Raw genomic sequence first — 21,262 nt, 5'->3', positions numbered from 1 at the left:
TCCCAAAACATGCCGCAACTCCGGCGGAAGCTGCATTTATCATAGTTGCACGCCTAATACATCATGAGTCAATCTCATGATACCGGCAACACTGTCATCAAGAAGCAATTTTTAGCTTGAGAACGTAGAAAAAAGTAGCGTTCACTGGCATCTTGGTAGAGCAATTTTAAACTAGGATATTTAACATAAATGAGGGGGCGGGCGAAAGCAATGAAACGCGTATCGAGAAATGCGGAGAGTTTCGATGCATTGGAGCTTTATACTACCTTATCGCGACAAAATGGGTATCGCATAGGCATTTCTGAAGATATTAGCGCGTTTCAGCAAAAAATTGGAGCATCTCTCAAAGCGACGCTAGATAATCCTAATATATTACATGGGAAACGTGTGGAGGCGATGTTTGCTCATGTATTAGGAGCACTTGGCGGATGCCAATACATCAAGCAGGAGGACAGTGGAGCGGCATTCGCAAGTTCCGATGAATTCATCCCGCCCGACTACCGGATTGTAACGAACAGCGGAGATGTAATCCTTGTCGAGGTAAAGAATTTTCATATGAAGTCGCTTGGCTCACGCTTCTCTCTGAAAAAATCCTACCTAGAAAAACTTGTTTCATATTCAAACATCAATAAAGCTGATCTCAAAATTGCGATCTACTTCTCCCGAATAAACAAATGGGTGCTATTGTCTCCCGACTCCTTCTTTGATTCCGGTTCTAGTATATTTATTGACCTGCCTCACGCACTGGCTAGAAACGAAATGTTTCTTGTAGGTGATTGCATGATTGCAACATTGCCTCCATTACGTATCGAGTTCATCGGTGATTCTAACGATGAAAAGGCGAAGGTCGCAGACAACGGCACCGCCCTATTTACAATTCGCGATATTCGCATGAGCTGCGCAGGCACTGCCATCACCAACGAGAATGAACAAAAATTAGCCTTCTACCTCATGCGCTACGGAAATTGGTCGGAAACAGAAACCCCTGCGACCGTGGTTGACGGACGGCTTATTTCCTTCGCTCACGAAATGAAGCCAGAGAACCCCACAGAGGACCAGGACTTTCAGATCATTGGGGATTTAAGCTCGATGATTAGTACAGCTTTTCGAGAGCTTACTGTTGACGACCAAACAGGCATAGTCGCACTCGACGTTAGGTTTGATCCTGAAATTTTCAGCTTGAAGATTCCTCGCGATTACAAGGGAAAAGCATTACCGCTGTGGCGCTTCGAGATTCATCCAAACCTTGATTTTAAAACTGGGACTTAGCGCTCACAAAAACTCAATATCTCGATATGAAGCCACTCGATCAAAGCAATAGTTTTTATTTTAAATGTGAGTCTGGAAAGTATCTAACTTTGATTACCAATAGCGGGAGGAGTAATGCATCACATCTCACAAATTAGAATACAGAATTTCAAATCAATCTCGGACGGAATATTTCCACTTTCGCACTATACTCCTTTGGTTGGCTACAACAACGCTGGAAAAACTAATATTATTCGGGCTATTGGCTGGATAATAAAACGATCTAGCCTCCCGCCAGAAGACTTTCACCTTGCCGATCAGCCAATTACTGTAGAAGCGGAAATCTCTGGCATAAGTGCTGAAGTGCTCGATGCGATTGGTGATGCTCACCGTGGACGTATCGAGCCCCTTGTCGTTGACGGTCAGATACGTATTAGGCGCACGCAAGCCACCCCAGGGCAGGCAGTTGCGGGGATACGATTTGAAGTATTAAGGCGAGAAGCCGGTCAAGATGAATGGGTTATCAATCCAGCAGGGATCGACGCTGCAATAGGCGCTCTGTTTCCCGAGCCTATTTTTATTGGAGCGATGGAAAACGCCACAGAGGACGTAGCGAAATTTGGTAGCGGAACCACAATCGGCAAGCTTCTTAAAGAGATAATGGCTCCCGTCATTGATCGGCACTCACCTGCTGTTGCTGAGGCACTGCAAGACGTCGGAAGGCGTCTTTCAGCCAACGCTGAGAATAAAGACGAAACTTTAGTCGATCTCGACGGCCGTATTCAAGGCGAGCTGTCCAAGCTGTTTCCCGGTGTCTCGGCCAAGACCCACATACCTGTCCCAGATTTTTCTGATTTCATGAAATCAGCGACGATACGGATTTTCGAAGAGGGGTTCGAAAATCCTGACGGTAGGGATGCCTCGTCATTTGGGCATGGCGCCCAACGCTCTATACAAATAGCGCTTATTAAGTGTCTAGCCGAAGTTCGGAGAGCCGGCGGTGGAAATGCTGGTAGAACGACGCTCCTTCTGATTGATGAGCCAGAGCTCTATCTACATCCCCAAGCTATCGAAGTCGTACGTGCAGCTTTAAGCCGACTCGCTGGCGACGGCTATCAGGTGGTCATTACAACGCATTCGGCAAATATGATTTCGCGGGACGATGCCCCCAATACCCTTCTCATACGAAGAAGCGCAGCTTTAGGGACAAGATGCTATCCACGAATAAAGGATGCGGTGGCAGCAGCAATTGATGATGCCCAGCATCAGTCAGAAGCGCTATTTGCCCTTTCAAACTCGAGTAAAATTCTTTTTTCCGAGCGAGTCGTAATCACTGAAGGGAAAACCGAACGCACAATTCTGCCTACAATATTTCTCAACTCTTTTGGAACTACTCCCGGTGAAGATAAGATTGGATTTGTTGATATCGGAGGAACTCCCAATATTCCTGATACTATAAAAGTATTGCGGTCGATGGGAGTGCCTTGCAAGGCGATTGTAGATTTAGATTTTGCCTTTAGGATAGCTCCTCTTAAGGGTCTGCTCGCTCCCGATCATGCTGATCTCATCGCATGCAAGGCAATACTGGAAGAATTAAGAAATGGCGGCCACATTGGCCTTGATGCAGATGGGCTGCCTACTAGACATAATGGAATGCCCGCTGCGGCGGCTTTCGAAAGACTTGCCCAAGAAGAAAACGCAATAGACTGCATTGCAAGATTGCATGAAGAATTGAAAGCGATGGGCATTTGGCTATGGACGAAAGGCGCGATTGAAGCGCACCTTGGTATAGCCAAAACAAGTGCAGCCCACATAACCTTCATGACCAGCCTTTCTAATGAGGAATATAAAGCTGGCCTTCCAGACTACCAATCTGTTAGCAGAGCAATGGATTGGTTGCGCCTTTAATTGATATATTGAAAACGGCCCGTTTAGGGCCGTTCTCATTTTTTCTTGAATACTATTCGACTCATAATCGCTCTTGTCTGATGCTGAAGTTCTCTGAACTGCATCATCAACGCTTCCACGTCAAATGGCCGAGCACCATGACCGCGCTTTTCCGCTAGCCATAATTTCAATAGCCCAGCGAGCCGTCCAAAGTCCCCATTTACTTTGACAAGGTCACGAACAGCATCAAGATCGGCTATTGCTCCTACACGGTGATTTAATCCGGCCGCACGATAGAGCTTGTCCTTTGGCTTGAGGTTGCGCAGCTTGGTATCAGTCAGCATGGTCGGGTTGGGTTTCCTCTCAAAAATACCATGCTCAAAAAGCCCCACAAATCCTCAAAAAAAACTCTTTAAGAACAATGTGTTACCTAAATTCAATACCATGAAAACTCCATCAGAGGCGGCATGGTATCGAGTGCCGAACATGGCATCAGGTTCAAATCGTACCATCTACCATGCCATAGAAACGGGGTGCTTGGCGATGCGAAAATTTGCCAGACAGTGCGACGCCAAGAACGAAAAAAGCCCGCAATTACGCGGGCTTATGGGTGTTTTAATGCTCTTTGGTGCCGGTCTATACCGGACGTGGGATCATTCCCACTCGATCGTCGCCGGCGGCTTGCCGGAGATGTCGTAGACCACGCGCGAGACGCCGCGCAGCTCGTTGATGATGCGGTTGGACACGCGGCCGAGGAAATCGTACGGCAGGTGCGCCCAATGCGCGGTCATGAAGTCGATGGTTTCCACCGCACGCAGTGCGATCACCCACTCGTAGGCACGCGCATCGCCGACCACGCCCACCGACTTGACCGGCAGGAACACCGCGAACGCCTGGCTGGTCTTGTCGTACAGGTCGGCCGCGCGCAGCTCCTCGATGAAGATCGCATCGGCCTTGCCGAGCAGCTCGGCGTACTCGCGCTTCACTTCACCCAGGATGCGCACGCCCAGGCCCGGGCCCGGGAACGGATGGCGATAAACCATCGCGCGCGGCAGGCCGAGCTCGACGCCGAGGCGACGCACTTCGTCCTTGAACAGTTCGCGCAGCGGCTCGACCAGCTTGAGCTTCATGTCTTCCGGCAGGCCACCCACGTTGTGGTGGCTCTTGATGACGTGCGCCTTGCCGGTCTTGCTGCCGGCCGACTCGATCACGTCCGGGTAGATCGTGCCCTGCGCCAGCCACTTGGCGTTGCTGAGCTTGTTCGATTCCTCGTCGAAGATCTCCACGAACAGGTTGCCGATGATCTTGCGCTTGGCTTCCGGGTCGCTGACGCCTTCCAGCGCCTTGAAATAGCGGTCGGCGGCATTCACGCGCACGACCTTCACGCCCATGTTCTCGGCCATCATCTGCATGACCTGGTCGCCTTCCTGGAAGCGCAGCAGGCCGGTATCGACGAACACGCAGGTCAGCTGCTGGCCGATGGCCTTGTGCAGCAGCGCGGCCACCACCGACGAATCGACGCCGCCGGACAGGCCCAGGATCACCTCATCGCTGCCGACCTGCTCGCGCACGCGGGCGATCTGGTCGTCGATGATGTTGGCCGCGGTCCACAGCGTGGCGCAACCGCAGATCTCGGTGACGAAGCGCTTGAGCAACGCCGAGCCCTGCTTGGTGTGGGTCACTTCCGGGTGGAACTGCACGCCGTACCAGCGCTTGTCCTCGTTGGCCATCGCGGCCACCGGGATGCGGTCGGTCACGGCGGTGATGGCGAAGCCCGGCGGCACGTGGGTGACGTGGTCACCGTGGCTCATCCACACATCCAGGCGTGGCTCGCCATTGTGGTCGGACAGGCCACCGAGCAGGCCGTCGTTGCCCAGCAGCTTCACTTCGGCATGGCCGAACTCGCGCTGGTCGGCGGCTTCGGTGCCACCGCCGAGCTGCTTGGCCATGGTCTGCAGGCCGTAGCAGATGCCCAGCAACGGCAGGCCGCTGTCGAACACTTCCTGCGGCGCGGCCGGCGCACCCGGCAGCGTGGTGGTTTCCGGGCCACCGGACAGGATGATGCCCTTGGCGCCGAACGCGGCGATCTCGGCAGGATCGTGGTCCCACGCCCAGATCTCGCAGTACACGCCGAACTCGCGGATGCGACGCGCGATCAGCTGCGTGTACTGGGCGCCGAAATCAAGGATGAGGATCTTGTCGTTATGGATGTTGGTCATAAAGCCCGGCAGGTGATCAATGAAAACGGGGGACGATGCAAAACGGATGGCGGATAGAGAAAGAGGAACGGGACAGCGTCCTCGTTCCTCTTCTGCTTGCCGCATCAGGCGCGGTAGTTCGGCGGCTCTTTGGTGATCTGCACGTCGTGGACGTGGCTCTCACGCTGGCCGGCGCCGCTGATCTTCACGAACTTGGGCTGGGTGCGCATGTCCTCGATGGTGGCGCAACCGACGTAGCCCATGGTCGCGCGCAGGCCACCGATCAACTGGTGGATGATGCCGCCGACCGGGCCACGGTACGGCACGCGGCCTTCGATGCCTTCCGGCACCAGCTTGTCGGCGGTGGCGGCGTCCTGGAAGTAGCGGTCCTTGGACCCCTTCTCCATCGCGGCCAGCGAGCCCATGCCGCGGTAGCTCTTGTAGGAGCGTCCCTGGAACAGTTCGGTCTCGCCCGGTGATTCCTCGGTACCGGCCAGCAGGCCACCGATCATCACCGTCGACGCGCCGGCGGCCAGTGCCTTGCCGATGTCACCGGAGTAGCGGATACCACCGTCGGCGATCAGCGGGATGCGGTCCTGCAGCGCTTCGGCGACCAGGTCGATGGCGGTCACCTGCGGCACGCCGACACCGGCGACCACACGGGTGGTGCAGATCGAGCCCGGGCCGATGCCGACCTTGACCGCATCGGCGCCGGAATCCAGCAGCGCCAGTGCTGCTTCGCCGGTGCAGATGTTGCCGCCGACCACCTGCACGTTCGGGAAGGTCTTCTTCACCCAACGCACGCGGTCCAGCACGCCCTGCGAATGGCCATGCGCGGTGTCCACCACCAGCACGTCCACGCCGGCGGCGACCAGCGCCTCGACGCGACGCTCGGTGTCGCCACCGACGCCCACCGCGGCACCGACCAGCAGGCGCGTGGCGGCGTCCTTGGCGGCGTTCGGGTTGTCGCTCTTCTTCTGGATGTCCTTGACGGTGATCAGGCCGCGCAGTTCGAACGCATCGTTGACCACCAGCACCTTCTCGATGCGGTTGCGGTGCAGCAGCTGCAGCACCTCATCGGAGGCCGCGCCTTCCTTCACCGTGACCAGGCGATCCTTCTTGGTCATGATGTGGCGGACCGGGTCATCCAGCTCGGTTTCGAAGCGCATGTCGCGGTGGGTGACGATGCCGGCCAGCAGGCCGTCGCTGCCCACCACCGGCACGCCGGAGATGTTGTGCGCCTGGGTCAGTGCCAGGACGTCGCGGATACTGGTTTCCGGGCCCACGGTGATCGGGTCGCGGATCACGCCGGACTCGAACTTCTTGACCTTGGCCACTTCGGCGGCCTGCTGCTCCAGGGTCAGGTTCTTGTGGATGATGCCGATGCCGCCGAGCTGGGCCATGGCAATCGCCAGGCGGGCTTCGGTGACGGTATCCATGGCGGCCGAGACGATCGGCAACTTCAACCGCAGGTCACGCGTCAGGCGCGTGCCGAGGTCGACATCCTTGGGCAGGATCGTGGAGTGAGCGGGGACGAGCGAGACGTCGTCGTAAGTGAGTGCTTCAGCCTGGATGCGCAGCATCGGCGTGCCCGATTTGTGGGGAAGCGCGACATTTTACCCCTATTCGGGGGCCGATGTCAGGGGGCTGGTGCGACGCAGTGTCGCGTCCGGGAGGGGTTGTTCAGGCGTCCGTGGGGGAAAGCCCTTCCCTCTCTTCGTCCCTGCGCCCATGGCCAAGGGAAGGCGTGGTTCCTGCCATGGATCAGGTCACGGCAGCGTCTGGCACCGGCTCCCTCCCCCAGCGCCGCGGGCGCGAAGGGGAGGGCTGGCGAGGGGCAAGCGCCCGCTCGAAATCAGCGCGCGGCTTCAGCGGCCTCGATGGTGTTCTGCATCAGGGTCGCCACGGTCATCGGCCCCACCCCACCAGGCACCGGGGTGATCCAGCTGGCGCGCTGCGCGGCAGCCTCGAAGCCCACGTCACCGACCAGGCGGCCGTCCTCCAGGCGGTTGATGCCGACGTCGATCACCACCGCACCCGGCTTCACCCACTCACCGGGGATCAGCTGCGGGATACCCACCGCCACCACCAGAATGTCGGCGTTGCGCACGGCCTGTTCCAGCACGTCCTTCGGGGTGAACTTGTGGCAGCTGGTCACCGTGCAGCCGGCGATCAGCAGCTCCAGCCCCATCGGACGGCCCACGTGGTTGCTGACGCCGACGATGGTGGCATTGCGGCCGCGCACCGGCTGGTCGGTGTGGCCGAGCAGCGTGGTGATGCCACGCGGGGTGCAGGGGCGCAGGCCGAACTCACGCAGCACCAGGTGGCCGACGTTCTGCGGGTGGAAACCGTCCACGTCCTTGCCCGGGTCGATCCGCTGGATCAGCCGGCTGGCGTCGGGGATACCCGGCAGCGGCAGCTGGATCAGGATGCCGTGGATCTTCGGATCGGCATTGAGCTGGTCGATCAGGTCCAGCAACTGTGCCTCGGTGGTGCCTTCGGGCAAGTCGTAATCGAACGCCTCGATGCCCACCTTCTCGGCGGCACGGCGCTTGTTGCGCACGTACACCGCCGACGCCGGGTCGCCCCCCACCAGCACCACGGCCAGGCCCGGGCGTGAACGCCCGGCGTCCAGGCGCGCATCCACGCGGACCTTCAGGTCGTCGAGCAGTTCTTCGGCGATACGACGGCCGTCAAGGATGCGGGAGGTCTGCGCGGGTGCGGCGGAAACGGTCATGGGGCATGGGGGCGATGGCGGGGGAGCGTATTGTCCCCGATTACGGCAGGCGCGACACCTCGCCTGCGCCACTCCACGCCATTACCGGGCCGCATCGCCCTCCTGCCCTGCCCCGGCCACCGCGTCGGGATTGAGCGTGCGCGATTCCCGGCGCGGCGGCGTGAACGGCGTGGGCTTGGGCCCGGCCGTGTTGCCGTACAGCAGGCCAACGCCGGCCCCGACGCCGCCGGCCATCTCCAGCTCGAAGCGTTCTGCATCGCGGCGGCGGATCTCCTGGGCCACCAGGTCCGCCTCGAACTCCTCCACGCCCAGCTGCAGCAGCGCCGCCCGGCCAAACTCCACCGCCGATTCGAAGGTCTCGCGGATCTGGAAGTCCACGCCGGCGTGGATCAGCGACAGCGAGTGCTCGCGGTCATACGAGCGCACCAGCAGCTTGGCCTGGGGGAACGCATGCATGGCCAGCTCGACGATGCGGTCGGCCGCGCCGCGGTCGTCCACGCATACCGCGATCGCCGCGGCGGTCTCGGCGCCGGACGCGCGCAGCACGTCCAGCCGGGTGCCATCGCCGTAGTAGACCTTGAAGCCGAAGTCGGCGGCGCTGCGGATCATCTCGATGTCGTTGTCGATGATGGTCACGTCCACGTCGCGCGCCAGCAGCGACTGGCTCGACACCTGCCCGAAGCGGCCGAAGCCGATCACCAGCACGGCACCGCTCAGCCCGTCGGCGGCCTCCACGCCATCGGTGGACACCTCCGCTTCCTTCACCAGGTGGCGATACACCAGCATGCACAGCGGCGTGAGGGCCATCGACAGCACCACCACCGCCGTCAGGTTGGCGTTGATCGGTGCATCGATCACGCCCGCGCTCGCGGCGGCGGCGAACAGCACGAAGGCGAACTCACCGCCCTGCGCCATCAGTACGCCACGGTCCAGCGCCTGCCGGTGGTCACTGCCCATCACCCGCGCCACCGCATAAATGCACAGCGCCTTGGCCGCCATCATCGCCGGCACCAGCAGCGCGATCAGCTTCCAGTTCGCCACCACCACCGACAGGTCCAGGGCCATGCCCACGCTGAGGAAGAACAGGCCCAGCAGGATGCCGCGGAACGGCTCGATGTCGGCCTCGATCTGGTGGCGGAAGGTGGATTCGGACAGCAGCACGCCGGCCAGGAAGGCGCCCATCGCCATCGACAGCCCGCCCAGTTGCATCAGCAGGGCCGACCCCAGCACCACCAGCAGCGCGGCGGCCGTCATCACTTCCCGCGCCTTGGCCTCGGCCAGGATGCGGAACAACGGATTGAGCAGGTAGCGGCCCACGACTACCAGCCCGACGATGGCACCGGCACCGATGGCCACCCCCACCCAGCGCGAACCTTCATGTGCGCCGGCCTGCGTCGGCGCCATCCAGGCCACCAGCGCCAGCAGCGGCACGATCAGCAGGTCCTCGAACAGCAGGATCGAGACGATCTTCTGCCCCGAGGGCAGGGTCAGGTCACCGCGCTCGGCCAGCAACTGCATCACCACCGCCGTCGAGGTCAGCACGAAGCCGGCCGCGGCGATGAAGGCGATCTGCGGCCGGTAGCCGAACAGCATGGCCACGCCGGTCAACACCGCCGCGCAGGTCACGATCTGCGCCGTGCCCAGGCCGAAGATCTCCTTGCGCAGGCTCCACAGGTGCGAGGGCCGCATTTCCAGCCCGATCACGAACAGGAACATCACCACGCCCAGTTCGGCCACGTGCAGGATCGATTGCGGGTCGGAGAACCAGCCGAAACCGAACGGGCCGATCGCCAGGCCGGCCACGAAGTAGCCGAGCACCGACCCCAGCCCCAGCCGCCGGAACAGCGGGACCACCACCACGGCGGCACCCAGCAGGGCGACGACCTTCACAAGTTCCGTCGAGGACTCGGCTGACATGTTGCTACTCCCAATCTGGAGGGCACACGATAAAGCACACCCTGTGCAAGCCGGATGCAGCGGCGCACGCGCCTGGCGGTCGCTGCATAGTCAGCCTTGGTGCGAGCAGAAGGCCGCGTAGTCGATGTAGCCCGGGAACGGCACGCCGGGGGCGCACACCGGGCAATCCGGGTCGGCGCTGACGCGGCTCTCGCGGAAGCGCATCTGCAGCGCATCGAAGCGCAACAAGCGCCCGACCAGCGGCTCCCCCATGCCCAGCAGCAGCTTGAGCACCTCGGTGGCCTGCATCACCCCGGCCAGGCCCGGCAGCACGCCCAGCACCCCGGCTTCGGAGCAGTTCGGCGCGAAATCCGGCGGTGGCGGCTCCGGGAACAGGCAGCGATAGCACGGCGCCACGCCGCGCTGCCGCCCGGCATCGAACACGCTCACCTGCCCGTCGAAACGCTCGATGGCGGCATACACCAGCGGCTTGGCGTGCTTGATGCAGGCATCGTTGAGCAGGTAGCGCAGCGGAAAATTGTCCGAACCATCCAGCACCACGTCGACGTCCTGCAACAGCGCATCGACGTTGTCCGAGCTCACCCGCGCCTGCACGGCCTCGATGTCGACATGGGGATTCAGGGCCAGCAACCGCTCGCGCGCGGAGAGCACCTTGGCCACGCCCACCGTCGCCTCGGCATGGACGATCTGCCGCTGCAGGTTGCTGCGCTCGACCACGTCGTGGTCCACGATGCGCAGGTGCCCCACCCCGGCCGCGGCCAGATAGAAGCTGGCCGGCGCTCCCAGCCCGCCGGCGCCCAGCACCAGCACTCGCGCCTGCTGCAGGCGCCGCTGGCCCGCCTCGCCTACCTGCGGCAGCAGCAGGTGACGTGAATAACGGTCGTAGAAGTCGCGGTCCGTCGCGTCGATCTGCGGCTGTACCAGTGGCAGCCCGGCCGTCCGCCAAGCCACCGTACCGCCAGCGACCGAGGCCACGGCCGTATAGCCGAGCGCCCCCAGCACCGATGCCGCATCGGCCGAGCGCCTGCCGCTCTGGCAGATCAGCACGATCTCCCGATCAAGCGCCGGCAGGTGGGTGCCCGGCGCAGCCAACAGTTCGTCCTTGGCAACGCCCAGAGCCCCCTCCGCCATCCCGCCGGCGCGCTCGTGCGCCTGGCGCACATCCATCAACAACGCGCCCTGCCGCTGCCGCTCACGGGCCTGTTCCGGGGTCAATTCACGAATGCTCATCCGCTGATTATCGGCCAACACCCCCCGCAGGAGCGGCCTGGGCCGCAAAGCCAGCGCGCCGCGGACCGCAAGCCCAGCCTGCACACCAGAGATTCCCACTGTCGCACCCACGGGTGCGGCGCACGGGGCCCTGAATGCGGAAGGCGGCCTTGCGGTCGCCTTCCGATGCATCACTTCTTGCCTTTCACGTGCTTCATCAAGCGCCGTTTGGCCTTGATCTGCCGCTCGGTCAGTACGTTCTTCTTGCCTTCGTACGGGTTGGCGCCTTCACGGAACAGGAACGTCACCGGCGTGCCCACCAGCTTGAAGCGCTTGCGGAAGAAGTTTTCCAGGTAGCGCTTGTACGAATCCGGCAGCTCCTTCAGGCGCGTGCCATGCACGATGAAGGTCGGCGGGTTGGTGCCACCCGGATGCACGTAGCGCAGCTTGGAGACATGGCCGCGGATGCTCGGCGGCGGATTGGTCTCGTAGGCGATTTCCAGCGCCTTGTTGACCTCGCTGGTGCTGAACTCGTGCGTGGCCGAGGCATGCGCGCGGTGCACCGCGCGGAACAGCTCGCGCAGGCCCGAGCCGTGCTTGGCCGAGATCCGGACCACTTCCGCCCACGGCACGAAGCCCAGCTTCAGCGACACCAGCGTTTCGGCCTGCTCGCGCTGGTAGTCGGTCAGCCCGTCCCACTTGTTGATCGCGATCACCAGCGCACGACCGGCATCGAGCACCGCACCCAGCACGCTGGCATCCTGGTCGGTCACGCCTTCGCTGGCATCGAGCATCAGCACCGCGACCTGGGCCTGTTCGATGGCGCGCAGCGTCTTGACCACGCTGAACTTCTCGACCACTTCCTCCACGCGCGCCTTGCGACGCAGGCCGGCGGTGTCGATCAGGCGGTACAACTGGCCGTCGCGCTCCATGTCCACCGAGATCGAGTCACGGGTGGTGCCGGGCACTTCGGAGGCAATCATGCGCTCCTCGCCCAGCAGGCGATTGACCAACGTCGACTTGCCCACGTTCGGGCGCCCGCAGAAGGCAATGCGGATGCGGTTCGGGTCGTTGTCCAGCACCTCGGTCGTGCCTTCTTCGGGCAGACGTTCGATGATTTCCTCGACCAGGTCATCGATACCCTGACGGTGCGCGGCCGAGATCATCAGCATCTCGCCGAACCCGTAGCGGGCGAACTCCGAACGCACGGCATGCTCGTCCGTGCCGTCGATCTTGTTGATCAACAGCAGCGTGGGCCGCGCAAGCTTGCGCAGCCACGACAGGATCTCGTCATCCAGCGCGGAGGTGCCATCACGGGCATCGACCACGAACACGATCAGATCCGCCTCACCGGCAGCGGCACGGGCCTGGCGCGCGGTGGCGCCGGCCAGCCCTTCCTCTTCACCGGCGATACCACCGGTATCGACGATCAGGAAGGGATTGTCCTCGTCCAAGCGGCAGACGCCGTAGTTGCGATCGCGGGTCACCCCGGGCTGGTCATGGACCAGCGCGTCGCGCGTACGGGTCAGCGCATTGAAAATGGTGGACTTGCCGACGTTCGGCCGTCCTACCAGGGCGACCAAAGGCAGCATCGCGTTTACTCCTTATTGGGCCAACCGGAATGCGGTCAGCTTTCCATCAACGTTCTGCACCAGCAGGATGCCGTCGGCGACGACCGGCTGCGCCAGGAGGGCGTCACCGCCACTCTTCGCGCGCGCGGCCAGCTCACCGTCACTCAGCCGCAACCAATGCACGTATCCCTTGTAGTCCCCCACCACGGCGTAGTCGCCCTGGATGGCGGCACCGGTGACCGAGCGACGCGCCAGCGCCTGCTGCGACCACATGGCCGAACCGGAATTCTTGTCCAGGCCGTAAACCGTACCCTTGCCGTCGGTCACCACCACGTTGCCCGACGAAATCGCCACGCCGCCAGCACCACCGTGGTCGCGCGACCACAGCGGACGGCCGGTCGGGCCTTCGATCGCCATGGTCTCGTTCTTGAAGCTGGTGACGTACAGCGTATTACCTTCCAGCACCGGTGCGCCGTCCACGTCGGCCATGCGCTCCAGCTCGGTGCGGCCTTCCGGCGTACCGACCATCTGTTCCCACAGCGGGCGGCCGTCCTGCATGGCCAGCGCGCTCAGGGTGCCATCGTCGTTGCCGATGAACAGCACGCCCGGGCCGGTCACCACCGGCGCATTGCCGCGCACGGTCAGCGTCGGCAGTTCCTGCGAATTGAACCAGCGCTGCTCGCCGGTGGCGGCATCGAAGGCGGTGGTACGGCCATCGTTGCTGCGCACGAACACCAGGCCCTGCGCGACGGCCGGCGCGGTGATCACTTCGCCCGGCACCTTGGCCTTCCACTTCTCGCTGCCATTGGCCGCATCCAGGGCAATCACCTGCCCGTCCAGCGTGCCGATCACGACCAGGCCGTCACCCGCGCCCGGACCACCGGAAAGACGCAGCTTGGGCTGCTTCTTTTCCTTGGCCGGGACGTACTTCCAGATTTCCTTGCCGGTCTGCAGGTCCAGCGCGTGCACGCCACCTTCCACTGCCGCGGCATAGACGCGGCCATCGTGCACCAGCGGCGCCTGACGCACGCCGATGCGGCCCTCGCCCTTGCCCACGCCGGTCGACCAGATGCGGTCGACCCGTACGCTCGGCTCGAACTTGACCAGCTCGGCCGGTTCCAGCGCCTTCTTGGCCGCCGCGTCCTTGCCCGCGAACCAGCCCTTGACGGTCGAGCAACCGGTCAGGGTCATCGCGACCAGCACCACGCCTGCAACATACTTGAGCTTCATCAGATCTTCTCCGCCGCAGGATCGGCCACCGTGCCGCCGGCATCCATCAACTTGGTTTCCAGCAGGCGGCGCTGCGGTGCAGCCACGTCAAGCTTGGCCAATGCCTTGGTGTAGAGGTCACGCGCTTCATCACGCTTGTCCTGCGCGACCTGGGCGTCACCGCGGATCTCCAGGCTGGCGCTGTCCTCGGCGTTGCCGATCAGGGTCAGCGCCTCGCCGGCCTTGCCGGTCTCGATCAGCAGCCGCGCGATGCGCTGGTCGATCAGCGTCTTGAACTCGCCTTCGGTCTTGAGCGCGCGCAGCGTCTTGATCGCGTCGTCGTTCCTGCCCGCCTCGACCTGGGCCTTGGCCAGCTCCAGCGACGCCAGGTCGGCGTAGATGCCGGCCTTGCCGCCTTCCAGCGCAGCGACTTCCTTGGCCGCCTCGTCCAGCTTGCTGGACTGCAGGCTGCGGGTCACCGCCTCATAGCGGACGTTGGCTTCAGCCAGCTTGCCGACCTGGTCCTTCTGCCACCATTGCCAGCCGGCGATGGCGCCGATGCCGAGTACCACTCCGCCGAAGATTCCGGCGCCATTCTTGCGCAGCCACGTGCGGACACGTTCGCTTTGTTCGTGCTCGTCGAGCAGGTCGTCAATCGCCATGCGTACTCTCGCCCACCCTGCCGGGGAGCCTTGTTGTATTGATCGGCGCCTTGCCTCAGGGTGAAACCGGCGCCACGGAACCGTCAGAGGATACCGTAAAGCGGGCGACATTACCGCGCTTGTAGGGCGTCAAATCGACGCTCCCGGCCGCCTGCTGGACCTCAACCTCGGCCGCGTTGCCGAGCACCATGTGCCCGACCTGGCCGGCGTTGAAGCTACGGGTTTCACCAGCGCGGACCAGGGCCTTCTCGACCGTGGCACCGTCCGGTGCGGAAATGTTGACCCAACTGTCGCCCTTGAAGTTCAACGTCAGCGCCGATGCCGCCGCGGCGGGCCGGGCAATGGGCGCCATCGAGGCCAGGTACGGGCCTTCCTGCCGTGCCGTTGACGTCGCCGGCGCGGCAGCCGGCGACGCGGCGGCGCTCGCCGGGTCAGCGGCAACCGTCGCGGCGGCGGGCGGCACCACGTCCAGCGACGCGGTACTGGGCGGTGCGCTGCGGGTGGTACTGCTGACCACGTACCAGATCGGCACGGCCAGCACGGCGGTGATGACCACATAGACCGCGCGGCGGCCCAAGTTCTCGGCCATCCGCTTCATCGGCGGGGTATGGGTATGGCTGACCAGCTTGGGCGGCTCGACCGGCGCGATCCGCGCCTGCTCCAGCAACTGCCCCAGGTCCACCTTCAGCAGGCGCGCATAGCTGCGCAGCTGGCCACGGACGAACACCGGCGCCCCCAGGCGATCCCACTGCTCGGACTCCAGCGCGGACACAACCTGAATGGGCATTTTCAACTGACTGGCAACCGCTTCGAGCGACAACCCGGCACCCTCGCGCGCCTTGCGGAGCCGCTCACCACATCCCACCGCACTTTCGAAAGCGCTTACATCCGGATCATTGATCACAATGCATCAGCCCTGGGATTTCGAGGCCGCGTCCGAAGGGAACTCTTCGCGCAACCGCTGTTGGAATCGACCGACGGCACTCCTGTCGCCCAGCCGCTCTTCAATCTGAATGGCAAGTTGTAACACGGAAACCGTGGCCGGCGCAGCCGCCAAACGCCGCTGGTAGAAGGCCCGGGCCTCGAAATAGCGCCCATGGAGGACCTCGTTGCGGGCCATCGATTCCAGCGCGTAGGCGTTGTTCGGCGCCGACGCCAGCGCTTGGCGGAGGTTGTCCTCGGCGCGCTCGTTCTGCCCGGCATCGAGCGCACAGCCACCGGCATTGGCCAGCGCCTCGGCCCGGGAGCCGTAGTTGGCATCGGCCAGGGCACGGTCAAACCAGACCAGCGCCTCGGCCGGATGCCCGTGCGAGCACAGCCAGACGCCATAGTTGTTCAGCTCCGCGCCTTGGGTCGGCGCCAGCTCGGCGGCCTTGCGGTACAGCGCGCCGGCCTCATCGTCCTGGCCGCGCTGCGAGGCCACCAACGCCTGCGCGGTGAAGGCTTCCGGGCGCGAGGCGTCCAGCTTCTGGGCGGAGCGGGCGAACTTCTGGGCATCTTCCAGATCACCGCGACCGAAGCGGTCCCCGGCCACGCCCAGCAGCTCGTCGTACTTCATCCGCTTGCGGGTCTGCGCGTCATCGCGCACCTCGTACACCGGCGCGACCGGCTTGTACCCCTTGATCTTGCCGATCCGCGCATTGCGCTCGCCGCAGCCGGCCAGCAGCAGCGCCACGACCGCCAGCAGGAGCAGCCGGTCAGGCCCGCGCATCCCCGTTTTCCTGTGCTTCCAGCAGACGGTTGAATTCGGCCTGGCGGCGGGTGCGGTCCATCACCTGGCCCTTGAGCTGGCCGCAGGCCGCGTCGATGTCGTCACCGCGGGTACGGCGCACCATCGTCAGCACCTGCGCGTCAAGCAGGATTTTCTGGAAGGCGCGGATCTGCTCCTCGTCCGAACGCTCATAGCGCGTGCCGGGGAACGGGTTGAACGGGATCAGGTTGACCTTGCCCGAATCCTTGGCCTGCACCGCGTTGTCGAACTGGCGCATCAAGCGTGCCAGCTGGCGGGCGTGCTCGGGCTGGTCGTTGATGCCCTTCATCAGGGTGTACTCGAAGGTCACCGAATCGCGCTTCTTGTTGCCGCGCAGGTAACGCGCGCACGACGCCATCAACTCGGCGATCGGGTATTTCCTGTTGAGCGGCACCAGCGTTTCGCGCAGCTCATCATTGGGCGCGTGCAGCGACACGGCCAGCGATACGTCACTCTCGACCGAGAGGCGATCGATCTGCGGCACCAGGCCGGAGGTGGACAACGTCACGCGTTTGTTGGCCAGGCCGTAGCCCAGGTCATCGCGCATGATGCTCATGGCGCGCACGACGTTGTCGAAATTCATCAGCGGCTCGCCCATGCCCATCATCACCACGTTGGTGAGACGGCGCATCTGGTGCGGCACGTTGCCCAGGTGACGGGCGGCCACCCATACCTGGCCGATGATCTCGGCGGTGGTCAGGTTGCGGTTGAAGCCCTGGGTGGCGGTCGAGCAGAAGGTGCAGTTCAGGCCGCAACCGACCTGCGAGGACACGCACAGCGTGCCGCGGGTCTTGTCCGGGATGTAGACGGTCTCGATGGCGTTCTTGCCATCCACGCCCATCGCCAGCAGCCACTTGTGGGTGCCGTCGGCGGAGGGCTTGTCGAACACGACATTGGGGACGACGACCTCGGCATGGGCATGCAGCTTGGCGCGCAGCGCCTTGCCGAGGTCGGTCATCTGGTCGAAATCGGTGACGTAGCGGTGGTGGATCCACTTCATCACCTGGTGGGCACGGAACTTCTGTTCGCCGAGGGTTTCGACGAAGAACTTCTCCAGGCCCGCGCGATCAAGGTCGAGCAGGTTCTGCTTGCCAGCGGTCGGCGCCGTTTTCGGCAGCGGCTGGATGGCGGGTGTCTGTACGACCTCGTTCACGGCTTCAACCTTCTTTACTGCTTAGCGCGAAACCACTTCGGTGGCGGCGAAGAAGTAGGCCACTTCAATGGCGGCGTTCTCGACCGAATCCGAACCGTGGGCGGCGTTGGCGTCGATCGAATCAGCGAAATCGGCGCGGATGGTGCCCGGGGCAGCGTCCTTCGGGTTGGTGGCGCCCAGCAGGTCGCGGTGCGCCAGCACGGCGTTCTCGCCTTCCAGGGCCTGGATCATCACCGGGCCGGAGATCATGAACTCGACCAGGGCGTTGAAGAACGGACGCTCGCGGTGCACGGCGTAGAAGCCTTCGGCTTCACGGCGCGAGAGCTGCTTGTACTTGGCGGCCACGACCTTCAGGCCGGCCTTTTCGAAGCGGGCGTAGATCTCGCCGATCACGTTCTTGGCAACGGCGTCGGGCTTGATGATGGAAAGGGTGCGCTCCAGCGCCATGGGAATTCTCCGGTTGTTCAGGGCCGGTCGGCCCGAGGGTACATGAAAAAAACCCGCGTGCGGACGCGGGCTTAGCCTGAATTGCGGTGGCTAATTCTACCGGGTGCCCCGGCCCTTTGCACAGCGCCACGTGAATGATGTTGCGACGCAGCATGACCGAGGCGCCCGGCCGGGCGTAGGATCCAAACAATCGTTTGATTGATTGTGGCCGCCATGGGCAAACCTGCCAGCTTCTCCACCAAGGACCGCATCCTCGGCGCGGCCGAGGAACTGTTCGCCCAGCACGGCTTCGCCGGTACTTCACTGCGCCAGGTGACCAGTCACGCGGACGTAAACATCGCGGCGGTCAATTACCACTTCGGGTCCAAGGAAAACCTGGTCAATGAAGTGTTCCGCCGCCGCATGGACGAGATGACCGCCGCCCGCCTGGGCCAGCTGGAACAGGCCCGCAGCAGCCAGCCCGGCGACCTGCGCGCGGTGCTGGCGGCCTTCGTCGAGCCGGCGCTGGCGTTGGCCCAGGACCGCCAGAGCGGCGGCGCCTTCGTCCGCGTGATCGCCCGCGCCTATGCCGAGAAGAACGACAACCTGCGCAAGTTCCTGTCCGACCACTACGGCCACGTGCTGCGCGAGTTCGGCAAGGCCATCGGCGCTTGCGTGCCTGGCCTGAGCAAGGAAGAGCTGTACTGGCGCCTGGACTTCCTGGCCGGCGCGCTCACCTACGCCATGGCCGATTTCGGCCTGATCAAGCGCCCGCACAACATCAGCGAGGCCGCCCACCGCAGCAAGGCCGCGCAGGAACTGATCCATTTCGCTGAAGCCGGTTTCCGTGCAAACGCACGTACGCCGGATTCGTCCCTTACCTGATCCACCCGTCATCGCAGACCAAAGGTTTATCGATATGTCCAATTCCCTGCTTGTCCGCCGCGCCGCCGTCCTGGGCGCAGGCGTCATGGGTGCGCAGATCGCCGCCCACCTGACCAATGCCGGCGTCGACACCGTCCTGTTCGACCTGGCTGCCAAGGAAGGTCCGGCCGACGGCATCGTGCTCAAGGCCATCGCCAACCTGGGCAAGTTGAGCCCGGCACCGCTGGCATCCAAGTCGCTGGCCGAAGCCATCACCCCGGCCAACTACGACTCGGGCCTGGAGCAACTGCGCGACTGCGACCTCATCATCGAGGCCATCGCTGAACGGATGGACTGGAAGCAGGACCTGTACAAGAAGATCGCCCCGTTCGTGAACGAACACGCGGTGCTGGCCTCCAACACCTCGGGCCTGGGCATCAACAAGCTGGCCGACGTGCTGCCGGAAGAACTGCGCCACCGCTTCAGCGGCGTGCACTTCTTCAACCCGCCGCGCTACATGCACCTGGCCGAGCTGATCCCGGCCAAGACCACCGACAAGTCGGTGCTGGAAGGCCTGGAAACCTTCCTGACCACCAACCTGGGCAAGGGCGTGGTGTACGCCAAGGACACCCCGAACTTCATCGGCAACCGCATCGGCGTGTTCTCGATCCTGTCCACCATCCACCACACCCAGCAGTTCGGCCTGGGCTTCGACGAAGTGGACGGCCTGACCGGCCCGCTGGTCGGCCGCCCGAAGTCGGCGACCTACCGCACCTCCGACGTGGTCGGTTTGGACACCATGGCGCATGTCATCAAGACCATGGGCGACACCCTGCCCGACGACCCGTGGCACAAGTACTTCGCCGCGCCGGCATGGCTGGGCGCACTGATCGGCAAGGGGGCACTGGGCCAGAAGACCGGCGCTGGCATCTTCCGCAAGGTCGGCAAGGACATCCTGGTCATCGACCTTGAAAAGCAGGACTACCGTCCGGCCGACCGCGCCGCCGCACCGGAAGTGGTCGAGATCCTGAAGATCAAGAGCCCGGCCGAGAAGTTCGCCAAGCTGCGCGAAAGCCAGCACCCGCATGCCCAGTTCCTGTGGGCAACGTTCCGCGACCTGTTCCATTACAGCGCCTACCACCTGGCCGACATCGCCGAAACCGCGCGCGACGTGGACCTGGCCATCCGCTGGGGCTACGGCTGGTCGCTGGGCCCGTTCGAGACCTGGCAGGCCGCCGGCTGGAAGCAGGTGGCGCAGTGGATCGCCGAGGACATCGCCGCCGGCAAGAGCATGAGCAATGCCCCGTTGCCGGCCTGGGTGCTGGACGGCCGAGACGACGTGCATGCCGCCGAAGGCAGCTACAGCCCGTCGCAGAATGCACTGGTGCCGCGCTCGTCGCTGCCGGTGTACCAGCGCCAGCGCTTCCCGGATGCGCTGCTCGGCGAGAAGTTCGCCCCGGGCGAGACCGTGTTCGAGAACGACGGCATCCGCCTGTGGACCGACGGTGATGGCATCGGCGTCATCAGCTTCAAGACCAAGATGAACACCGTCTCCGATCAGGTGCTGGACGGCATCCAGCACGCCATCGGCCTGGCCGAGAAGCAGTTCAAGGGCGTGGTGATCTGGCAGAACAAGGAGCCCTTCTCCGCCGGCGCCGACCTGTCCGGTGCGCTGGGTGCACTGCAGGCCGGCAAGATCGCCGAGTTCGAGGCGATGGTCGCCAACTTCCAGCGCACCAGCCAGCGCATCAAGTACGCCACCGTGCCGGTGGTGACTGCGGTGCGCGGCCTCGCGCTGGGCGGCGGCTGTGAGTTCCAGATGCATGCGGCCAAGTCGGTTGCCGCGCTGGAAAGCTACATCGGCCTGGTCGAGGCCGGCGTTGGCCTGCTGCCGGCCGGTGGTGGCCTGAAGGAGATCGCCGTGCGCGCCTCGCAGGCCGCCGGCGCCGACGGCGACGTATTCGCCGAGCTGAAGAAGACCTTCGAAACCGTGGCCATGGCCAAGGTCTCCAACTCCGCGGTCAACGCCAAGGAGCTGGGCCTGATGCGCGGCACCGACAAGGTCGTGTTCAACAGCTTCGAGCTGCTGCACATCGCCAAGGCCGAGGTCACTGCACTGGCCGAGGGCGGCTACCGTCCGCCGCTGCCGGCGCGCCGCATCCGCGTCGCCGGCGACGTGGGCGTCGCCACCTTCAAGATGATGCTGGTCAACATGCTCGAAGGCCGCTTCATCAGCCCCTACGACTATGAGATCGCCGAGCGCATCGCCACCGTGCTGTGCGGCGGCAAGGTCGACCGCAACACGCTGGTGGACGAAGAGTGGCTGCTCACCTTGGAGCGCAAGCACTTCGTCGAACTGGCCCAGCAGGAGAAGACCCAGGCCCGCATCGCGCACATGCTCAAAACCGGCAAGCCGCTGCGGAACTGAGTG

The 21,262-nt window shown here is 63.3% G+C and carries 17 protein-coding genes; 4 read left to right on the top strand and 13 right to left on the bottom strand.

Annotated features, from left to right (window positions below):
• Positions 1-210 precede the first annotated feature (210 nt).
• Together VA603_RS16535 and VA603_RS16530 are read left to right on the top strand one after the other, a co-directional pair.
• Complete coding sequence (locus VA603_RS16535; RefSeq protein WP_323439481.1) at positions 211-1,269, top strand: hypothetical protein; 1,059 nt, start codon at positions 211-213, stop codon at positions 1,267-1,269.
• A 114-nt stretch (positions 1,270-1,383) separates the two neighbouring features.
• Entirely contained in the window at positions 1,384-3,156 is a 1,773-nt protein-coding gene (locus VA603_RS16530) for an ATP-dependent nuclease (RefSeq protein WP_323439480.1), read from the top strand.
• 35 nt (positions 3,157-3,191) lie between these two features.
• On the opposite strand, the gene VA603_RS16525 is transcribed toward VA603_RS16530, so the two are convergent.
• The 13 genes from VA603_RS16525 to ndk form a co-directional block, all read right to left on the bottom strand.
• Positions 3,192-3,479, bottom strand: a complete 288-nt coding sequence (locus VA603_RS16525; RefSeq protein ID WP_425603725.1) for a hypothetical protein — start codon at positions 3,477-3,479, stop codon at positions 3,192-3,194.
• Between the two features lie 309 nt (positions 3,480-3,788).
• Positions 3,789-5,354: a glutamine-hydrolyzing GMP synthase gene (guaA, locus tag VA603_RS16520; protein ID WP_132862844.1), complete on the bottom strand. Its 1,566-nt coding sequence runs from the start codon at positions 5,352-5,354 to the stop codon at positions 3,789-3,791.
• 104 nt (positions 5,355-5,458) lie between these two features.
• Positions 5,459-6,916 (bottom strand): IMP dehydrogenase, encoded by a 1,458-nt coding sequence (gene guaB, locus VA603_RS16515; RefSeq protein ID WP_132862843.1) that lies wholly within the window; start codon positions 6,914-6,916, stop codon positions 5,459-5,461.
• 272 nt (positions 6,917-7,188) lie between these two features.
• Positions 7,189-8,070, bottom strand: a complete 882-nt coding sequence (gene folD, locus VA603_RS16510; protein ID WP_192288127.1) for a bifunctional methylenetetrahydrofolate dehydrogenase/methenyltetrahydrofolate cyclohydrolase FolD — start codon at positions 8,068-8,070, stop codon at positions 7,189-7,191.
• An 81-nt stretch (positions 8,071-8,151) separates the two neighbouring features.
• Positions 8,152-9,987: a monovalent cation:proton antiporter-2 (CPA2) family protein gene (locus VA603_RS16505; RefSeq protein WP_323439479.1), complete on the bottom strand. Its 1,836-nt coding sequence runs from the start codon at positions 9,985-9,987 to the stop codon at positions 8,152-8,154.
• A gap of 90 nt (positions 9,988-10,077) precedes the next feature.
• Positions 10,078-11,217, bottom strand: a complete 1,140-nt coding sequence (gene moeB, locus VA603_RS16500; protein ID WP_323439478.1) for a molybdopterin-synthase adenylyltransferase MoeB — start codon at positions 11,215-11,217, stop codon at positions 10,078-10,080.
• Positions 11,218-11,387: 170 nt separating this feature from the next.
• The gene (gene der / locus VA603_RS16495) at positions 11,388-12,788 is read right to left on the bottom strand and encodes a ribosome biogenesis GTPase Der (protein WP_132862839.1); all 1,401 of its coding nucleotides are present in this window, start codon (positions 12,786-12,788) and stop codon (positions 11,388-11,390) included.
• A 12-nt stretch (positions 12,789-12,800) separates the two neighbouring features.
• A complete protein-coding gene (gene bamB / locus VA603_RS16490) occupies positions 12,801-13,997 on the bottom strand; it encodes an outer membrane protein assembly factor BamB (protein WP_132862838.1) in 1,197 nt (398 codons plus the stop codon).
• Positions 13,997-14,638 (bottom strand): YfgM family protein, encoded by a 642-nt coding sequence (locus VA603_RS16485; RefSeq protein WP_323439477.1) that lies wholly within the window; start codon positions 14,636-14,638, stop codon positions 13,997-13,999. Before VA603_RS16485 ends, bamB begins: the two co-directional genes overlap by 1 nt.
• 55 nt (positions 14,639-14,693) lie before the next feature.
• On the bottom strand, positions 14,694-15,542 hold the full coding sequence (locus tag VA603_RS16480) for a helix-turn-helix domain-containing protein (protein WP_323439476.1): 849 nt from the start codon (positions 15,540-15,542) through the stop codon (positions 14,694-14,696).
• A gap of 6 nt (positions 15,543-15,548) precedes the next feature.
• A complete protein-coding gene (gene pilW / locus VA603_RS16475) occupies positions 15,549-16,349 on the bottom strand; it encodes a type IV pilus biogenesis/stability protein PilW (RefSeq protein ID WP_323439475.1) in 801 nt (266 codons plus the stop codon).
• Positions 16,336-17,541 carry a dual-specificity RNA methyltransferase RlmN gene (rlmN, locus tag VA603_RS16470; RefSeq protein WP_192288119.1) on the bottom strand — a complete coding sequence of 402 codons (1,206 nt, stop codon included), beginning with the start codon at positions 17,539-17,541 and terminating at the stop codon, positions 16,336-16,338. The genes pilW and rlmN overlap by 14 nt, the downstream gene beginning before the upstream one ends.
• A 21-nt stretch (positions 17,542-17,562) precedes the next feature.
• Positions 17,563-17,988 (bottom strand): nucleoside-diphosphate kinase, encoded by a 426-nt coding sequence (ndk, locus tag VA603_RS16465; protein WP_108749396.1) that lies wholly within the window; start codon positions 17,986-17,988, stop codon positions 17,563-17,565.
• 213 nt (positions 17,989-18,201) lie between these two features.
• On the opposite strand from ndk, the gene VA603_RS16460 reads away from it, so the two are divergent.
• Positions 18,202-18,852, top strand: coding sequence for a TetR/AcrR family transcriptional regulator (locus VA603_RS16460; RefSeq protein WP_323439474.1), 651 nt, complete (start codon positions 18,202-18,204; stop codon positions 18,850-18,852).
• A gap of 34 nt (positions 18,853-18,886) precedes the next feature.
• Positions 18,887-21,259 carry a 3-hydroxyacyl-CoA dehydrogenase/enoyl-CoA hydratase family protein gene (locus VA603_RS16455; RefSeq protein ID WP_323439473.1) on the top strand — a complete coding sequence of 791 codons (2,373 nt, stop codon included), beginning with the start codon at positions 18,887-18,889 and terminating at the stop codon, positions 21,257-21,259.
• Positions 21,260-21,262: the final 3 nt, after the last annotated feature.

The sequence above is a fragment of the Stenotrophomonas capsici genome, from assembly GCF_034961085.1.
GTDB classification, from domain to species: Bacteria; Pseudomonadota; Gammaproteobacteria; order Xanthomonadales; family Xanthomonadaceae; genus Stenotrophomonas; species Stenotrophomonas capsici.
Note: the sequence above shows the minus strand (reverse complement) of the source record. Positions and strands in the feature narration are given on the sequence as shown.